General features: G+C 68.7%; 13 protein-coding genes, 1 tRNA gene and 1 other RNA gene. 7 read left to right on the forward strand and 8 right to left on the reverse strand.

Going from position 1 to position 17,394, the window contains the following annotated elements; translation table 11 throughout:
• Nucleotides 1-241: 241 nt before the first annotated feature.
• Together ACIQMU_RS11970 and ffs are read right to left on the reverse strand one after the other, a co-directional pair.
• On the reverse strand, nt 242-2,512 hold the full coding sequence (locus ACIQMU_RS11970; RefSeq protein WP_402688771.1) for a DNA polymerase III subunit gamma and tau: 2,271 nt from the start codon (nt 2,510-2,512) through the stop codon (nt 242-244).
• 134 nt (nt 2,513-2,646) lie between these two features.
• Nucleotides 2,647-2,741, reverse strand: an RNA gene (ffs, locus tag ACIQMU_RS11975) — signal recognition particle sRNA small type.
• Nucleotides 2,742-2,885: 144 nt separating this feature from the next.
• On the opposite strand from ffs, the gene ACIQMU_RS11980 reads away from it, so the two are divergent.
• The 3 genes from ACIQMU_RS11980 (at nt 2,886) to ACIQMU_RS11990 (ending at nt 5,886) form a co-directional block, all read left to right on the forward strand.
• Nucleotides 2,886-2,973, forward strand: a tRNA-Ser gene (locus tag ACIQMU_RS11980).
• 505 nt (nt 2,974-3,478) lie between these two features.
• Nucleotides 3,479-5,110 carry an Eco57I restriction-modification methylase domain-containing protein gene (locus ACIQMU_RS11985; RefSeq protein WP_313750812.1) on the forward strand — a complete coding sequence of 544 codons (1,632 nt, stop codon included), beginning with the start codon at nt 3,479-3,481 and terminating at the stop codon, nt 5,108-5,110.
• A 26-nt stretch (nt 5,111-5,136) separates the two neighbouring features.
• The gene (locus tag ACIQMU_RS11990; RefSeq protein ID WP_402688772.1) at nt 5,137-5,886 is read left to right on the forward strand and encodes a PaeR7I family type II restriction endonuclease; all 750 of its coding nucleotides are present in this window, start codon (nt 5,137-5,139) and stop codon (nt 5,884-5,886) included.
• A 26-nt stretch (nt 5,887-5,912) separates the two neighbouring features.
• On the opposite strand, the gene ACIQMU_RS11995 is transcribed toward ACIQMU_RS11990, so the two are convergent.
• The 6 genes from ACIQMU_RS11995 to ACIQMU_RS12020 form a co-directional block, all read right to left on the reverse strand.
• Nucleotides 5,913-6,503 (reverse strand): hypothetical protein, encoded by a 591-nt coding sequence (locus tag ACIQMU_RS11995; protein ID WP_402688773.1) that lies wholly within the window; start codon nt 6,501-6,503, stop codon nt 5,913-5,915.
• Between the two features lie 455 nt (nt 6,504-6,958).
• Nucleotides 6,959-8,011, reverse strand: a complete 1,053-nt coding sequence (locus tag ACIQMU_RS12000) for a hypothetical protein (RefSeq protein ID WP_313750815.1) — start codon at nt 8,009-8,011, stop codon at nt 6,959-6,961.
• Between the two features lie 181 nt (nt 8,012-8,192).
• Complete coding sequence (locus tag ACIQMU_RS12005) at nt 8,193-8,705, reverse strand: hypothetical protein (protein WP_030632948.1); 513 nt, start codon at nt 8,703-8,705, stop codon at nt 8,193-8,195.
• Nucleotides 8,706-8,760: 55 nt separating this feature from the next.
• Nucleotides 8,761-10,521: a tyrosine-type recombinase/integrase gene (locus tag ACIQMU_RS12010; RefSeq protein ID WP_402688774.1), complete on the reverse strand. Its 1,761-nt coding sequence runs from the start codon at nt 10,519-10,521 to the stop codon at nt 8,761-8,763.
• Complete coding sequence (locus tag ACIQMU_RS12015) at nt 10,518-10,814, reverse strand: helix-turn-helix domain-containing protein (RefSeq protein ID WP_313750817.1); 297 nt, start codon at nt 10,812-10,814, stop codon at nt 10,518-10,520. Before ACIQMU_RS12015 ends, ACIQMU_RS12010 begins: the two co-directional genes overlap by 4 nt.
• 177 nt (nt 10,815-10,991) lie before the next feature.
• Nucleotides 10,992-11,480: a helix-turn-helix transcriptional regulator gene (locus ACIQMU_RS12020; protein ID WP_313750818.1), complete on the reverse strand. Its 489-nt coding sequence runs from the start codon at nt 11,478-11,480 to the stop codon at nt 10,992-10,994.
• 321 nt (nt 11,481-11,801) lie between these two features.
• On the opposite strand from ACIQMU_RS12020, the gene ACIQMU_RS12025 reads away from it, so the two are divergent.
• The 4 genes from ACIQMU_RS12025 (at nt 11,802) to ACIQMU_RS12040 (ending at nt 17,225) form a co-directional block, all read left to right on the forward strand.
• Nucleotides 11,802-13,319: a DnaB-like helicase N-terminal domain-containing protein gene (locus ACIQMU_RS12025; RefSeq protein ID WP_402688775.1), complete on the forward strand. Its 1,518-nt coding sequence runs from the start codon at nt 11,802-11,804 to the stop codon at nt 13,317-13,319.
• A 252-nt stretch (nt 13,320-13,571) separates the two neighbouring features.
• The gene (locus tag ACIQMU_RS12030) at nt 13,572-14,912 is read left to right on the forward strand and encodes a hypothetical protein (RefSeq protein ID WP_402688776.1); all 1,341 of its coding nucleotides are present in this window, start codon (nt 13,572-13,574) and stop codon (nt 14,910-14,912) included.
• Nucleotides 14,913-15,185: 273 nt separating this feature from the next.
• Complete coding sequence (gene mobC / locus ACIQMU_RS12035; protein WP_402688777.1) at nt 15,186-15,572, forward strand: plasmid mobilization relaxosome protein MobC; 387 nt, start codon at nt 15,186-15,188, stop codon at nt 15,570-15,572.
• On the forward strand, nt 15,573-17,225 hold the full coding sequence (locus ACIQMU_RS12040; protein ID WP_402688778.1) for a relaxase/mobilization nuclease domain-containing protein: 1,653 nt from the start codon (nt 15,573-15,575) through the stop codon (nt 17,223-17,225).
• Nucleotides 17,226-17,394: the final 169 nt, after the last annotated feature.

Consider the following 17,394-nt stretch of genomic DNA (forward strand, 5'->3'; position numbering starts at 1 on the left):
GGCACGTCCCCGGCGTCGCGTCCCCCCTGTCCCCCGACGCCGTGCCCCGGTCTCCGGCGCCGCGCCGCCATCACCGCCGGCGCGTCATCACCGCCGGCGCGTCATCACCGCCGGCGCGTCATCACCGCCGGCGCCGCCGACGGCTGACTTTCACCACCGGCTTGTTGCTCGTGCACCCCGCCGCGGCGCCGCCCCGCCCCTCGTCGATGCCGATGCTCGTCGATGCCGGCGCTCGTCCGCCTCACTGCTCGTTGGTGAACTCCTCGACCACGGTGGCGCCCAGCTCGCGGACGATCAGCTCATGGCCGGAGAGCGCGGAGTCGACGAGATCCGGATCGTCGGCCTCCGGGGTGTCGTCCTCGGGAGCCACGGATCGCGGCGGCTCCGCCCCGTACGAACTGTGGGAGACCTCGGGGGCGGGCGCGGTCTCCCGGCCCCGCGGCGGTGCGGAGGACGGCGGTGACTGCTGGGCCGACGGCGCCTGCTGCCCCTGCGGCGGGGACGCGGACTGCTGCGGGGCGGAATGCTGCGGGGCGGCGTGCTGGGGCCGGGGCTCGTACGCGACCGGGGCGGCGGGAGCCGGCGGGGCGGGCTGGTACTGCGGCGCGGGACGCCCGCCGCCTCCGCCGCCGGACTGTGGAGGCGTTCCGCCGCCGCCGGAGGGGTCGATGACCGCCTCGATGCGCCACTGGGCGTTGAAGCGTTCGAGGAGGGCCTGCTTCAGGACCTCCTCGCTGCCGCTGCCGGCGAAGTTGTCGCGGGCTCCGGCGCTGAGGAAGCCGATCTGGAGAGTCGTCCCGTCGAACCCGGCGACCTGGGCGTTCTGGCTGAGCAGGATCCAGGTGAAGCGCCGGCGGTTCTTCACCGCCTCCAGGATGTCGGGCCACATGCTCCGCACCTGGGCGGCGCCCTGGGCCATGCTCTGCCCGCCCTCGGACGCGGCGGGGACCGACGGGGCGGCCGGGGGAGCGGCGGGCGGCGGGGCGGCGGGGGCCGGGCCGCTGCCGGGGGCGGACGTGGTGGGCCAGCCCCCCGGGCGCCGCGCCTGTTCCCCGCCGGCGGCGGGCCAGGCCCCGGGCCGCTGGGCGGGCTCGGCGGCCTGCGGGGCGGGCACGTGCGCCTCCGCGGGGGCCTGCGGGACGGGCTCGGCGGCGGGTGGCGCGTAGGCGGGGGGCGGTGCGGGCGCCGTGTGGGGCGCGGCGGCGGGCGCCTCGCCCCGTACGGCGGCACGGGCCGCGTCCGGGCCTGCGGGGACCTGCGGGCCCGCCTGGAGGGCGTGGGTCTCGGGGCCCGGTGCGTACCCCATCGGCGCCGCGACGGGCGGGGCGCCGACGGAGGGTCCGGGTGCGGCGGCGGCCCCGCGCTCCAGCCGGTCGAGCCGGGCCCGCATCGACCGCTCGTCGTCGTAGGCGGCGGGCAGCAGGACCCGTGCGCAGATCAGCTCCACCTGGAGGCGTGGCGAGGTGGCCCCCCGCATCTCCGTGAGCCCGTCGTTGACCAGGTCGGCGGCGCGGCTCAGCTCGGCCGCGCCGAAGACCGACGCCTGGGCCTGCATCCGCTCGACCACGTCGGCGGGCGCGTCGATGAGGCCCTTGTCCCCGGCGTCCGGCACGGCGGCGAGGATCACCAGGTCGCGGAGGCGCTCCAGCAGGTCCGCGACGAAGCGTCGGGGGTCGTTGCCGCCCTCGATGACCCGGTCCACCACCTCGAAGGCGGCGGCCCCGTCGCCGGCGGCGAAGGCGTCGACGATCGAGTCGAGCAGCGAGCCGTCCGTGTACCCGAGGAGCGAGGTGGCCATGGCATACGTCACACCGTCGTCACCCGCACCGGCGAGCAGCTGGTCCATGACGGACATCGAGTCACGCACGGACCCCGCTCCGGCGCGCACGACGAGCGGGAGTACACCGTCCTCGACGGGGCTGTTCTCCCTGCCGCAGACGTCGGCGAGATAGCTGCGCAGGGTCCCGGGGGGCACCAGCCGGAACGGGTAGTGGTGCGTACGCGACCGGATCGTCCCGATGACCTTCTCGGGCTCCGTGGTCGCGAAGATGAACTTGAGGTGCTCCGGCGGCTCCTCGACCACCTTCAGCAGGGCGTTGAAGCCCGCCGGGGTGACCATGTGCGCCTCGTCGATGATGTAGATCTTGTAACGGCTGGAGGCGGGCCCGAAGAACGCCTTTTCGCGCAGGTCACGGGCGTCGTCCACACCACCGTGCGAGGCGGCGTCGATCTCGATCACATCGATGGACCCCGGCCCGTTGCGCGCGAGGTCCTGGCACGACTGGCACTCCCCGCAGGGGGTGGGCGTGGGGCCCTGCTCGCAGTTCAGACAGCGGGCGAGGATGCGCGCGCTGGTCGTCTTCCCACAGCCGCGCGGCCCGCTGAACAGGTACGCGTGATTGACCCGGTTGTTCCGCAGGGCCTGCTGGAGCGGGTCAGTGACATGCTCCTGACCGATGACCTCGGCGAACGACTCGGGGCGGTAGCGGCGGTACAGCGCAAGGGACGACACACCTACGAGGTTATCGGGGCCGACTGACAACCGACTCCACGCCGCCCGAGCCCCCACCTCGCCGGGCCGGGCACACCCGCTCCCCGTCCCCCGCCGAACCCGCACATCCGACCGGGCTCCCGCCCCCCGGAACGCAAAGGGCCCCCCACGCACCCGCCAGAGCCGACCTACCCTTGCTGCCTTCCGGCCCTGGGGGAGTTCAGTCAGATAGCGCCACGTGAGGGGCTGACGCCCACCTTAGCGGATCCCCACCCCCTGCGGTCCACCCGCCCACCCCGGCGAACGACAGCCGAACCACCCCGGAGGTCCGCTCCCGACGATCTTCGGCGAACGTGTTCGCGAGCACCCCCCAACGTCTTGTATTGTTTGCGGCGGAGGATTCGCCTAGTGGCCTAGGGCGCACGCTTGGAAAGCGTGTTGGGGGCAACCCCTCACGAGTTCGAATCTCGTATCCTCCGCCATTGCTCTCACCGGGCAATACGTTGAAGGGCCCCACCGTTCGCGGTGGGGCCCTTCGACGTTGCTGGTCTCAGTTCTGGTCTCAGTTGGCGCGACCGAGAGTGGGCGCCATCCCCAACGAGCGAGAGCTTCGGTCAGCGCCTGACCCCACGTGTCACACTCCGGGCCGTCGCCAAGCCATCTGCTACCACGACGTACAGGCCGCAGGTCTCCCGCGGCGGCTCCAGAGGAACGGGCGAGAGTTGAGGCGCAGCGCGCATGCAGTGGCGGGCGGAAGCTGAGCGAACCTCCCAAGGAGCTTGCTGGAGTGGGGGGCTTCGGGGCCCTGCTGCGACACGTGCCTGCTGCCGGAGGCACACGGGAACTTCGCTCATCACGAAAGAGAGCTTCGACGAGCCGCCGCGGCGACGAATCCGAGTAGCGAGGTGCGAGAAGTGCTCTGGCGGTCGCACCCACCGATAGCCTTGGAGCGAGGGCTCGTGCAGTGAGCCGTGACGAGAGGAACCCATGGCTGCAGCTGCCCCAGACGAGATCGAGTACGGCGAGGTCTTCACCCGACGATGGGTCGTCGAGACGATTCTTGATCTGGTCGGCTATACGCCAAACAAGGACCTAACCCAGATGAGGGTCGTTGAACCATCGCTCGGGTCCGGAGCGTTTTTCGTCCCAACGTTGGAGCGACTGCTCGAGTCTGCAAAGATCCATGGCGCCGAACTACCGGCACTGGCTGACTGCCTGTACGGCCTCGATCTCCAGCACGATCATGTCGCGACCTGCCGGAAGAAGTCAGAGGACATGCTCCAAGCCGCTGGGGCAAGTCCGACAGAAGCCCGAACCCTGTCCGCTGGCTGGCTGCATCACGGCGACTTCCTTCTCGACGCGGTACCGACCGATGCCGACTTCGTGATCGGCAACCCGCCCTACATCCGCACCGAGGATCTCGATGACGAGACCGAGGCTACCTACCGCAAGACATGGCGGACGATGCGTGGACGAGCGGACATCTACGTCGGGTTCTACGAGCGTTCGCTGTCCATCCTCGCAAGCGGAGGGAAGGTTGGGTTCATCTGCGCGGACCGTTGGATGCGAAACGCCTACGGGAAGCACCTACGGGGCCTTGTGACCTCACGCTACGCGGTCGAGTCGGTGTGGCAGATGCACGATGTGGACGCATTTGAAGCAGAGGTATCCGCCTATCCGGCGATCACGATCCTGACCAACTCCGAGCAGGGTAACGCCACGTTCATCGACACCACTGCCGCGTTCGGAGCGGCCTCCGCTAGCGAAGCCCTGTCGTTCGTGCGGGGCGAGGCGGAGGAGGCTTCAGGCAAGGGCTGGGAAGGCGCGCGCCTCCCCAGCTGGTTCGAGACCGACGACTTCTGGCCCGCAGGACCCCCTCGCACCATCAAGCTGCTCGAGCACCTACAGGATACGTTCCCGACGCTCGAAGCAGACGGCTCGACGAGGATCAGCATCGGGGTCGCGACCGGAGCCGACAAGGCTTACATCATCAGCCCAGAAGCCGGCATCGGTGTCGAGCAAGATCGGCTGACGCCCATCGTCATGGCCGACGACATCCGTACAGGTCGCCTCACGACGCCATCGAAGATGCTGCTGAACCCGTGGGACGACGAGGGCAGGCTCGTGGATCCCGGGGACTACCCGAAGTTCGTGGCCGCCCTCGCATCACACCCGAACGTCAAGCAGCGCTTCGTCGCGAGGAAGAACCCGAGCACCTGGCACCGCACCATCGACAAGGTCTACCCCGGCCTCGCCGAACGGCCGAAGCTGCTTCTCCAGGACATGAAAGCCCAGATCACGCCGGTGCTGGAGCCAGGCGGCTACTACCCACACCACAACCTGTACTACATCGTCTCGTCGACGTGGGACATGGAAGTACTCGGCGGGCTGCTGCTGTCTCGGATCGCAGAGGCTTTCGTGAGCGCCTACGGGGTGAAGATGCGTGGCGGCACGCTGCGATTCCAGGCGCAATACCTGCGGAAGATCGCCGTTCCGCGCCCCGAAACGATCCCTGACGACATCGCCTCCAGGCTCCGTGACGCGTTCCGCGCCGGCGACAGGGCGGCTGCAACGCGTGCGGCCGAAGAAGCATACGGGCTGCCCGTCGGCAGCATCTGAATATCCAGATAGAAGAAGAGGGGGCCATGAGCGACCTGACACCTGTCGAGACCAGGCGCGCCGCTGTTCTCGGCTACTGGAAGGGCCTGGACCTACAGGCCGCGAAGCAGGGCCAAGCGACCGGGGTGAAGGACACCGGCAATCGCGCAGCCGTCACCGGCGGCAAGCAGATGGACGCTATGCAGGAAGTCGTGGCGAAGATCTGGCGCGCCGATCCTGACATCACCCTTGAGGTGCGCACGACCGGTCACAACCATCTGCCGGCGTACTTTCGACCGGCGAAGAACTGGGATCTCCTGGTGCTCTACCGCGGCTCCCTCATCGCGGCGCTGGAGTTCAAGTCCCAGCGAGGCCCCTCGTTCAGCAACAACTTCAACAACCGGACGGAGGAAGCCCTCGGGCTCGCGGCCGACTCCAAGATGGCCGCGGAGCGCGGCCTATTCGGCAAGTTGAAGCCCTGGTTCGGTTTCATCATGCTCGTAGAACGCGCGCCGAAGTCATTGACAAAGGTCGAGTTGCCCAAGAACATGCCGTTTCCGCCGGACCCAATCTTCGAGGGAGCGTCGTACATAGGACGGTACAAGATCTTCTTCGAACGCATGGTCAAAGAGGGCAACTACGACGCTGCCGCGCTACTCACCGCCGAGGCGGGCAGCGAAGACTTCATCGAGCCTTCGGTGAGCTTGTCGTTGGCCAATCTCGAGGCAGCCATCCGTGCACGCATCGCGTACATCAAGACGCTGCCGGACGATGTATTCGACGAATTGACACTGTGAATCGATCCGTTCGAGAGCGTCGGTGATCACGTGGGTCCAGCGCCAGTACCGGTCGGGGGAGCGGGCACGGGAGAAGGCGGCAAGGCGCGGCGCGGCCGCGGGATGAGGCGGAAGGCGCGGCCCCCGGGGCGAAGGTGCGCTTCCACCGCGGCCATGTATCGCTCGCGGACATCCGCCAGCACCCGCAGGTCAACGACCGAAGTTGAGATCACCATCGCCGGATCGTCCCCCACTGGGGGCGAGCGCCACGCCTCCTTCATGCTCTGCCCCGCCACTGTCCGGGTGCGGGCTACGAGTTCGTCGTACGCGGCGCCCACCTCCGGAGCCTCGAAGCGGACCCATGCCTCGTGCCAAGTCAGTCTGGACTGGATCTCCCGCAGCTGCTCCGACAGGCGAACCCGCTCCTCGGCGGCAGCATCCGCGCGGCGGCGCCGCACGGCGTAAGCCATCTCCGCGTACTGAATACTCACCTCGTACGCGCTCGCGAACAATTCCTGCTTCCGCTCCTGCAGCTGAGCGCGACGGCCGATACGCGCCTGGACGCCGAGGACGAGGCCGGTCACTAGTGCGGCAAAAACAGCAGCGTAGGGGCCGAGGGCCTTGATCGCGTCAGCCAATTATTTGGTCCTGTTCGTCGAGGCCCGGTGAACCGAGGCCGTGGGGTGCTTCGAAGCCCGGCCAGACGCCGGTGGAGCGATAGGCAGACTCCCAGCGCAGATGGCGGACGATAATCGCGACGAGGAGTCGCCCGCCGTCGCCGGGCGACCACCGGCGCGAGGACGCGTCCTTCGGGTACCAAAGGCAAAGGGAACCGTCGGGGTTGCGGTGGGCCGGGCAGTCGGGTCCACGTGCGTGGACGCGGGGGAATGCTGGATCTCCGGGAGCGAAGACTATGCGGAGACTATGCAAGGGCAGGATCTGTACGTGCGGGTAGACCTGAACAGTGAAACCGGACGCGAAGTCGGTGGGCCTGTCCACCTCGCGCACGTCGAGCCCCGTTGAGCGCATCCCGGTCAACAGCTTGTCGCGGGCCGCGGGACGGGCGAACCAAGGACGGCGCGCGGCACGCCGGTCACCGCCCAACGGACACGTCTTCCCTCCACGAACGCGTCTTCGGAAGGAGCAGACTCGCGCCGGCGAGACCGAGGCTGGCGGTGGTGCTCAGGGGAGCGGAGGCGGCGGAGAAGGCACGCTCTCGTTCACGCATCGTCTTGGGGAAGAGCTGCTCCAAGACCTCCGCCACCGTGTCGATGTCGTCGGGATCGGCTATGGCCTTCGCGAGCTTGTCAGCGGCGACCCGCAGCCGCCGCTCCGCATCCGCGTCTGGGATCAGCGGCTTGAGGTCGGGCGAAACGGAGCGCGGATCCTCGGTCGGCTCGCCACGCTGGAGGCGCAGGGCGGCCTCCCGGAGCACCGCGTACACCGCGCCGACGAGGCCCATTCGCGGCTCAACGAACTCATACGCCCACACGGAGAGTTGGTGCGAGGAAAAGCCTGGCTTCGCAGCCTGAGCATTCCACGCCTTGAGGATGCGGATGGCGCGGCGCCGGGTGCGCCGCAGGGCGTCGGCGCCGGAAGTCAACAGCTCTACGTGGCCTTGGGGGTCGCTGGCACTCCATGCCTTCTTGGAGCCCTGGACCTGCTCCAGGTCGGGGATCCACAGTCCGCGCCCATCGCGGCGGCGCAGCGCCACGATGAGATCAACCGTGACATCCGTGCCGTTAACCGGAGCACCGAAATGAATCTTGAGGCCACGCCGGGACTTGCAAACTCGCGCTTTGGGGTAAGACGGGGTGCGCTCCGGGTCGCGGAGCTTCGGACCGATGAACGCGACGAGTGCGTCGGTGACGGCGTGCGGGGCCTCCCCTTCGCCGTCAGGACCAAGCTCCGGGTGCCGGACACGGTCCAAGATGATCCCGCCGTCCCCGTCGCTGACGGCTCCCCCGTGCGGCTGAACGTGGGTGCCAACGGGGATCGAACCCGAGCTGTAGGACGTACGGCCCTCGGGGTGCTTCTCAGCCAACGTGCGGGACAACACAAGACGTTCGCGCGTCGCCGCGAGGACGTCGGGTTCTACGTTGATCAGGGTGAGCAGGTCGTCGAACTGCTTGTGCAGATGTGCCATGACCGTTCCTTGCGGGTGCAGAGGAGTGAGAGGCGTGGACGGACGGCCAACACGGGTGTGCGCCGTGTTCCGAGTCTGACGCACACCACTGACAATGCCCCCGCGCACAGCAAGGGCACAGCCCAGCGCGCCCAGTCGATGAGACGGTCACCGAGAACACGGGCCGGCGCCGCCCACCGGGTCACGACTCCCCGGAGTCATCGGGTTCTTCCTTGCCCTGCGCCAGGATCCGGCCTCCGACGAAGACCACACCCAGAGCGAGCGCGGATCCGACACCGATCATGGTCTTCTTCAGCAGACCATCGACGTGGCGCTTGTGCTCAGTGTCCTTCTGAGAAGCAAGTCTTGCCGTTTCCTGAATGAGTTCGAGGATGTGCTTCCTCTGCTCCCAGGTCAGGTCGCCTCTGTGGAGTTCTCGCTCGAAGATCACCCGGTTCTCCCGGAGGGTCTGGTAGACCTGATCCAGGCTATGCCTGCCGTCGGCGAGAGTGGCCTCGTGGGCCTTCTCGATGGCTCCGAAAGCATCCGTGGCGAACTTCCTGAACTCGGGGAACTGTTCGACAATCTTCATGGCCACTTCGGTGTCCATGTCAGGCATCATGGCCGCGAACTTGACCGCTTTCTCCTTGGAGAGATGCCTCCAGGTGTCGATCCCGAGCGCGCGCATGATCTCGGCTTCGTTCTTGTACTTCATGCCCTGGGGCCTCCATCGCTCTCCTTCGCAACGCGTTCTTCCGCGCTGCGGGCCGCTAACTCTGCCCATCGCCGTACGTGGTGGGATTACGCGCCCGGTCCACAGCCTGTGCGCACGCCTCCCCGTAGGCCGACGAGACCGCGTTCTCGTCCGTGCCACGCACGTGGGCCTCGATCTCCTGGCCTGGCCGACGAGAAGTGTGCCAGCGGACTGGCAGGTCCGTGTACAGATCGGGCTCGAAGTCCCAGGCCCATGTCGACCATCGGGCAGGACTCCCGACGTTGAGCCGTTCTCCTCCCGTCAGAAACACGGCATGAGCGTGGTGCACCATCCGGCGGTCGGGAACCTCGTGACGGATGGGCTGGGCTCCGCCGCCTGCCTCGGCCTCCCACTGCGCCCGCCCTATCTCCTCAACCTGAGCGGCTTGGCCTGGCCGATCCTCACTCCACTGAGCAACCACTCGCTCCGCGTGCTCACGGGCGGCGAAGGCCAGGCGTCGGCCGCCGAGGTTGGCGAGGTAGAGAGCTGAGTCGGCCGAGGCAGAGGCGGAGCGCACGGCGGCACTGGAGCCGGCCTCCACCGACACGTCCGCGGGCACGGTCCAGAGCAGCGCTCCGACCTTGGCGGCGGTCTGCTTCAGGACGGGGCCGGTCATGTGCTGGTAGCGGCGGCGCATCCGTGCGGACTTGCCGGGCTCCCAGCCCATGATGCTGTCGACGACGGCGTCGGAGATCCCGAGGATGAGCAGGACCGTGGCCGCCGTGTGTCGGGCGTCGTGAAGGCGGCCGTCGCGAACAGCCTTCAGCAGGTCCTTCCACCGGTGGAAGTCGGTGTTCGGGTTCAGGGGTTCGCCGACCGGCGAGGTGAAGACATACCCCTTCTCCGTCCAGAGGTCACGAGCGAGAGCGCACTCTCGGCCCTGCTGCTCCTTGTGCCGTCGGAGCAGAGCCATCAGCTCGTCCGGAACGCCGATGGGCCGCTGACCGGCTCGTGACTTCACGCTCTTGGTCTCGCGCCGAACGTTGATCTTCTGCGGGCAGTAGCCTGGCTTGCGCCCACAGCGGTTACCGCAGCCGTGCTCGTAGCGGGGCCGTAGGCGGCCTCGTCGGACACGGATGACTCCGAGCTCGAAGTCGATGTCGGTCCACTGCATGCCGAGGACCTCGCCCTGACGGAGTCCGAGCGCCAAGGCGATGACCCAGCGGGCCGCGTTGCGGCGCTTCCCCGCCTCCGCCAGGAGGCGTCGGACCTCCTCAACCGAGTACGGCTCGACTTCGTCCTCTTCGAGGCGCGGGGCCTTCGCGATCGTCGCCGGGTTCCGGACGGCGTGCCCCCGGCGCACGGCTTCGTTGAGCGCGGTACGGAGGGTGCGGTGCACCTGGTGGGCAGTGCCGGCGGCGCTGCCGGTCTCCTGCATCTTCCTGTAGAAGCGCTCCAGGTGCTCCGGCTCCAGCTTCTCCAGGCGGTGGGCGCCGAGGCCGGGGACGAGGTGATGGTTCACCGCGACCCGGTAGCCGTCGATGGTGTTCTCGGAGACGTTCGGCGCTGCGATGTTCTCGACCCAGTGGGTGAGCCAGGTCGCGAGCGTCCAGCTCTGGCCGGCCTTGCGCACCGCGCCCTTGTCGCGCTGGCGCTCCAGCTCGCGGACGGCCTTGGTGACCTCGGGTCGGGTCTTCCGGCTGACATGGCGACGGTCAGGGGTGCCGTCGTCCTTGACGCCGACGGTGACTCGGCCGTGCCAGCGGCCGTCCTTGCCGAGGTAGATGGACGAGGCTCCATTGGGCTGGCGGGACTGCGATTCGGAGGCGCGAGTCACGCGGCGGCCCCGAAATCGGTCGCCGACAGCCGACGGGCCAGGAAGTCGTTCACCGCTTCTGCTGGGATGCGGCGCAGGCTACCGATCTTGACGGAGACGATCTCGCCGGAGGAGACGTACTCGTAGAGCTTGGTACGGCCGATGCCGATTCGACGGGCAGCCTCGGTGACGGTGAGAGCGACGAGAGTCGTGTCACCACTGGGGCGGCGTTCGGCCATCAGAGTACGCAGGGCGTCTTCTGGGACATCCAGAAGCTGGGCTATCTGGGAAATGGGCAGGCCGGGCTGCGGCATGGGGGGTGCTCCTCGCGTCGGCCGTGCGGCGTCGCGAGAGCGGCAACTCCCGTCGGCCTGGCCGGTGGCGTCGTTCAGGGATGGATGGGGCGGTGGATGGTAGTCGACGAGGGCAGGCAGTTCGCCGTGCGTGGGGCTTCTCGGCGTTCGTAGCGCCACAGAAAGGACAGTGGTCGGCTACTCGCCGGCTGGTGGCTGGTTCCTCATACGCGCCCGGGACGGGTGCAGATTTCTCTGCTGGGTCCGTTCTTCGAGCCGTAGGAGTTCGTCGACCTGTCCTCTCTGCTCAGGACCCTTGTCACCGTAGGCGTTGAGTTCGACATCGATCTCATGCAGGTGCATCTGGTTTCGGTCGATCGCCGCCCGCAGTTGGCGGTACTCCAACGTCATCTGCACGTACTCGTGTGCGAGCTGGCGGATGCGGGGCGTGGCCAGCTCGTCCGGCGGTCCGGTCAGGTCCTGCATGGTGAGGTCGAAGACCTTGCAGAAGCCGAGCGCCTCGTCGAGGTTGACCCTGCGACGCGGCTTGCCGCTCTCGATGCGCCAGATCGCGGATTGGTTGATCGGATGACCGACAGCGGCCATCTCCTCGGCGAGCTTCACCGTGCTCCAACCGCGGACCTCGCGTTCCAGCTTGACGCGTGCGGCGACGTGGTCTTCCGGCACCGGTCGGCCTGGGCCAGCGCGCTCCGAGCCTTCCTCACCACTCACTCGCGCCTCCCTTCCCACGACGACGAATCCGATCGAACCAGCATCCGCAACTAAACATCGTTGCGGATTGAAATGCAAGGCATTGCGCTGCCGAAAATCTCGGCTATGGTCGTACTCCGCCGTACAGCGACGGACGGAACCGCACACGCAAGCGGCCCCGGTGCTACGAACACCGGGGCCGAAGTAGAGGCTCCACCGCACAACCATCCATCCCTGAACGATCGAAACCTTAGGCCGGGGTTGCCGCCCCATATGGCCTGCCGGGTGAGGAGCTCCGTGAACCAGGGTACGACCCTGCCCTCCCAGACGCCATCCCGCTTCGACGAAGGCTCCACCCCGACGGAGCAGCCGTTTAACCTGGACGCCGAGTGCGCGGTCCTCGGCGCCTGCATGCACAAACCCGGCATCATCGCCGCGGTCAGGCCCATCCTCGGCGATGACGCCTTCTACCGGCCCGCGCACGAGACCATCTGGCGCGCGCTCCTCGCGCAGCATCGCGAGGACAAGCCGACCGATCCGATCGTCCTCACCGAGCTGCTCCAGCAGCAGGGCGAGCTGCAGCGCGTGGGCGGCCCCGTCTACGTTTCCCAGCTCGCCGATGCCCCCTACGGCACCAGCAGCGCGGAGTACCACGCGGAGATCGTCCGCGCCAAGGCGGACCTGCGCCGCCTTGGAGCCTCAGCCGTGCGCACACTCCAGCGGGTCCGGGAGCCCGGCGCCGATCCCGAGGCGATCCGCAGCGAGGTCGAGACGGAAGTACGCGCCGAACGGGAACGCGCGCTCGCATCGGGACAGGGGCGGCTGTCCCGCTTCGCCACCGACGGATGGTCGTTCGTCAAAGAGAGCGGCGCAAACGCCCAGCCCTTGTGGGGCACGGGCGAGAAGACCGTCTGGGCCCCAGGCGAGAGCCTGATGATCGTCGGCGCTCCGGGCGTCGGCAAGACGACGCCGGCCCATCAGGTGATCTTCGCCCGCCTCGGCCTGACGGAAACCGTCCTGGAGATGCCTGTCGCTCCCAGCAGGCGCGTGCTCTACCTGGCGATGGATCGCCCCAAACAGATCGCCAAGGCCATGGCCCGCCGCGTCTTCCCCACCGACGAGAAGATCCTCCGCGAGCGGCTCGTGGTCTGGGAGGGCCCGCTGCCCACCACCCTCGACAAGGAACCCGACCTCCTCGCCGACCTCGCCGCCGCCCACCAAGCCGACACCATCGTGATCGACAGCCTCAAGGACGCGGTCAGCACGATGGTCGACGACAGCCTCGCGGTCGCCTTCCATAACGCCCGTATGCGCGCTCTGCGCAACGGGGTGGAGATCCTGGAACTGCACCACCAGCGCAAGGCGACCGCCGACGCGCCACGCGGCCAGCGCCCCAGCCTGGACCAGGTCTACGGGTCCACCTGGTTCACCGCCGGCGCGGGCAGCGTCCTGTTCGTCACCGGCAGGGCGGGCGACCCTGCGGTGACTCTGCATCACCTCAAGACGGCCACCGGCGAAGTCGGCCCCCTGGATGTCACCCACGACCATGTACGTGGGACCACCACCGTCGACCCCACCAAGGACCCCGCCGTCCTGCTGCGGAACGCCCCGGGCGGGCTGACCGCACGCGAACTGGCCACCATCCTCGTCGGTGGCGATCCCGAGCGAGCCGATGTCGAGAAGGCACGACGCCATCTCAGCCGCCTCGTCGACAGCAGCCTTGCCACCAAGACCGACGGCATCGCTGGAGGGGCCGGAGGCGGCCAGCAGGCCCGCTACTACGCCTCCGCTCGCCACCTCATCTCCGTGGGCTGAATCCCGCCCCGGCCCTGCCGGAGCGTTCACGCGACCGTACACGCGGCCCCCACAGCCGCAGACCGTCGTGGACCGCTCACAGCGCACACGCTCACAGAAAACCGCAGGTCAAGCGATCACGCGAGCGTTCACGACGCTCACACGCCCGAGCGATCACGCGCGGGCCCCCTCTTTAGAAGGGGGCCCGCGTGTACGCCCCCTCCGTGAACGCCGTGATCGTCTTCCCTGCCCTGTCACGGAGTAGCCCCGTACATGCGCCCCGCAATACCCGAAACGCTCGCCACCATCTCGCTCCCGAACGCCGACAGCCCGCTCCTCATCGTGATCGTCTTGGCCGTCGCCGCCTCGGCGCTTCTTGCGTGCATGAGGACCCGGCGCAGCCGTCGTCCCGCCCGTAATCCGAAGCGGACGCCTTCGGCAGCAGTCGTCACAGCTGCCGTGGCGGCATTCGTGTGCACTGCCTACAGTGCCGACACGAGCTGGCGGTTCGCCGCCCACCACCTCGACATGCGCGATACCGCCGAACGCGTCGTGATGTTCGCAGCCGCTGAGCTCGCCCTGTTCTCGATGGCACTGATGGCCCGCCAGAACCTGCACGGGCCGAGGAACGCGGCCGGCCTGCCCGGAGTCCTGGTCTGGGTCATCACCACGGTGCAGGCCATCCCCGCGTACGCCGAGTCCGGCCCGGTCGGGGGCACCGTGCGCGCCTTCACAGGCCCCGTAATGGCCGCAGTGCTGTGGCACCTGGCCATGGGCATCGAGCTGCGCCAGCACACACCCGACTCCGTCTCCCGCGGACTCGCAGCCGTCCTCAGCCGGCAAGCCCGCGAGCGGCTGCTCGCCCGCCTCGGGATCGCCGAGCGAGACCAAGGCGCCGCCCAGATCATCCACGACCGGGCCACGCGCCGGGCCGTCGCACTGGCCGCCCGTCTCACCGAGATGCCGCCCGCGCAACGCACCGGGTGGAGGGGCCGTCGCACCGTGCGTCGTCTGTCCAAGGCCCTCGCCCGCTCGGGTGTCGATGCCGACCCGCTCCGCAATGAGCGGCTGCTCCGCCAGCTCGCCACCCGCCGTCAGGCAGCTGATCTGGCCTCCATCGACCTGCCCGGACGTTGGACCCCGCCCTCCGGGCAGCCCGCCAGCCCGACCGCAGCACAGCCCGACCGCTCTCGGGCGGAGCCCGTCGAGCGGGCGAATGTTGGTGGTGAGCGGGTGCAGAAGCAGCCCTGCCCACACCCTTCAGAGCCGGGCAACGAGGCACCCGGCCCCGGCGCTCGCCCGGGTCTCACCGCCCGCTTCAGCCCGGATCCTGCCCGCCCGCGAATGGCGGCTTCTCCTCCCACGGGCAGCCGCTCAGAAGCCACCACGGGCAAGTACTCCACACCGAAGCCGAAACGGCCCGGTCAGAAGCTCCGTGCTACCGACGAGATTCTTCGCGGCTACGCCCAAAGGCTCTTCGATGCGCACGGCCGGCTGTCTCGCGATCTCCTGGAGCAGGCCGTACGCGATGACGGATACAGCGTCGCTAGCGACCACGCCGGGGCCATGGTTCGGGCGGTCAAAGCCGAACGACACGCCTCTCGCCACGGCTGACGGCCATCTGTCCCCTCCAGACCGACAAGGAGACCCGTGCCCCACCCCCTTCACGAACCCACCACGCCCCAGCTTCAGTCGACCACCCACCCAGCCCCGGGCGGAGCAAGGTATGGCGTTGGACCGTCCAAGGGCCGGTCCAACGCAGAAGCCTCCGCCCCGGGAGTGGCGGAGACTGGTCCCCGGCGCGAGGGCGCACCGGGGACAGCAGGCGGGCGTGCCGCCGACGAGGCCGCGCTGCGTCGTGTCGCCCAGCGTCGCGCCCGCCAGGACATGCAGCGTAAGGAGCGTGTCGATGTCCGCTACAGCGTCGACGAGAAGGAAGCGATCCTGGCCGAAGCCCGTCGCCTAGGTCTGGCCGGTGCGCACCTGGTCGGTGCGATCGTCATGGCTCACCTGGACAACGACCTCGTCCTGCCTGGCAATCGGACCGCAGCCGATGACCTGATCGACGAGCTCGCCGCTTTGCGCGCGCAGGTTGCCAAGATCGGTACGAACGTGAACCAGGTTGCCCACCGCCTCAACTCCGGTGGTCATACCCACCCGGTTGACGCTGCCGTGCTCGCGGAGGCCGGACGGGTCCTGGTCACGGTCAAGCGGGCGGCCACCGCAGTCGACACCGCCGCCGACGCGGCGGCCACAAAGCACCAGGCGGCCTAGTTGATCGCGAACATCGTCAAGCCGGGGCACAAGACCCGGGGCGTCCTGAACTACCTCTACGGTCCCGGCCGAGCCAACGAACACACCGACCCCCACCTCGTGGCCTCGTTCGACGGTTTCGCCCCCGACCCCGGCCGCGACCCGGACGCGACACTCGCCCAGCTCGCCACCGTCCTCGACCTGAGGGTCAAGCAGGCCAACCACAAGGCGCCGCAGAACCACGTCTGGCACTGCTCGATCCGCGCCGCCCCCGAGGACCGCCACCTGTCCGACGACGAGTGGGCAACCATCGCCCGCCGCGTCCTCGACGCCACCGGCATCGCACCCGCCGGTGCTCCCGACGCATGCCGCTGGGTCGCCGTCCGCCACGCCGACGACCACATCCACATCGTCGCCACCAAGGTACGAGGTGACCTCCGTCCGCCCCGCAACTGGAACGACTTCCTGCGCGCCGACAAGGAACTCGAAGCGATCGAGAAGGAGTACGGGCTCCGACACGTCCCACGGGGCGACCGCACCGCCGCCAAGCGCCCCACCCGCGCCGAGCAGGAGAAAGCCCGCCGCACGGGGAACACCCGAACCTCACGTGAGCACCTTCGTACCGTCGCCCGCACGGCGCTCTCAGCTGCCACGGACACCGAGGAGTTCTTCCGGCTCGTCGAAGGTGCCGGAGCCCTCATCGACGTCCAGTACTTCCCGTCCGGGGACGTCCGCGGCTACAAGCTCGCCCTCGACGGCGACACAAACGCCCAGGGCCAACCGGTGTGGTTCTCCGGCTCCACCCTCGCCCCGGATCTCTCCTATCCCAGGATCGCCGAACGCCTCACGGCCACTGAGACGACACCGAGGGTGCCCACTGGCTCCACAGCTTGGCGGCGCCTCACCGTCGCCATCGATCGGACACCCGACCACCTCAGCAACGGTGGCACCGAAGCCGGGCAGGCCCACATCACCGTCCTCGCCGAAGCCCTCGACGTCCTGCCCCTCACAGCGCCCGCGAGCCTGCGGTCCGATCTCCTGCAAGCAGCAACCGCGTTCGAGCGGACAAGTCGCTCCCGAATCCGCGCAGAGCACCGACAGGCCCACACCACCCGCCGAGCGGTGAAATCGATCCTCCGTGAACCCGCCCCGAAGGACGGAGTCCTCCTCGCAGTCCTTCTCGACGCCGTCCTCCTGGCCGCCGTGGCCGCGCAGCACTGGCACCGTACTCGCGGCCACACCCAACAGGCCGAGGCCGCATCACAGGCCGCCGAGCACCTCCGCACCGCTTACCAGGCCGCTGCAGCCGGGCCGCTGGCCATGATCCACCAACAAGGAACCCAACTGCCCGAATGGCTTCACCACCAACAAGCGGCCGCCGTGCGCCGAGCCCTCCCCGAGCAGGCCGAGAAGATCCTCACCGAGACCGGCTGGCCCGCCCTGGCAGCCACACTCGCCCAGGCCAGCAGCGTCGGCCTCGACTCCGCCGCCCTCCTCACCCAAGCCGCCGAAAGGCGAGACCTGGACACCGCCATGAGCGTCACCGAGGTTCTCGCCTGGCGGCTGCACCGTATCGCCGACCTGAACCAACGGACCACCAGCCGTGGCCCGGCAGCACCTCAGTCGGCCCCCTACCGACCCGCCCGCACAGACCAGCAGCGACGTACGCGCTGAACTCCTTGCAGTCGTACGGACATGGAGCACACAGAAGAGACGGGAAGCTATCCAGCGGTCAAGACAAGCCTTTTAAGCGTCCCTGCTCGATGTGTGTTGGCGGAGACGCGGAACGCATCCGTTGGTGAGATTCCGAGCGGAGCGGAAAGCACCGCGCTCGGCGCATCGG

It is taken from the genome of Streptomyces sp. NPDC091649, from assembly GCF_044756785.1.
In the GTDB taxonomy this organism is placed as follows: Bacteria; Actinomycetota; Actinomycetes; order Streptomycetales; family Streptomycetaceae; genus Streptomyces.

Excerpts from the sequence above, each read along its gene's own strand:
- ACIQMU_RS12030 (WP_402688776.1), top strand. The coding sequence starts at position 13,572 with ATGCGCCCCGCAATACCCGAAACGCTCGCCACCATCTCGCTCCCGAAC.
- ACIQMU_RS12015 (WP_313750817.1), bottom strand. The coding sequence starts at position 10,814 with ATGCCGCAGCCCGGCCTGCCCATTTCCCAGATAGCCCAGCTTCTGGAT.
- ACIQMU_RS11985 (WP_313750812.1), top strand. The coding sequence starts at position 3,479 with ATGGCTGCAGCTGCCCCAGACGAGATCGAGTACGGCGAGGTCTTCACC.
- mobC (WP_402688777.1), top strand. The coding sequence starts at position 15,186 with ATGCAGCGTAAGGAGCGTGTCGATGTCCGCTACAGCGTCGACGAGAAG.
- ACIQMU_RS12005 (WP_030632948.1), bottom strand. The coding sequence starts at position 8,705 with ATGAAGTACAAGAACGAAGCCGAGATCATGCGCGCGCTCGGGATCGAC.
- ACIQMU_RS11990 (WP_402688772.1), top strand. The coding sequence starts at position 5,137 with ATGAGCGACCTGACACCTGTCGAGACCAGGCGCGCCGCTGTTCTCGGC.
- ACIQMU_RS12000 (WP_313750815.1), bottom strand. The coding sequence starts at position 8,011 with ATGGCACATCTGCACAAGCAGTTCGACGACCTGCTCACCCTGATCAAC.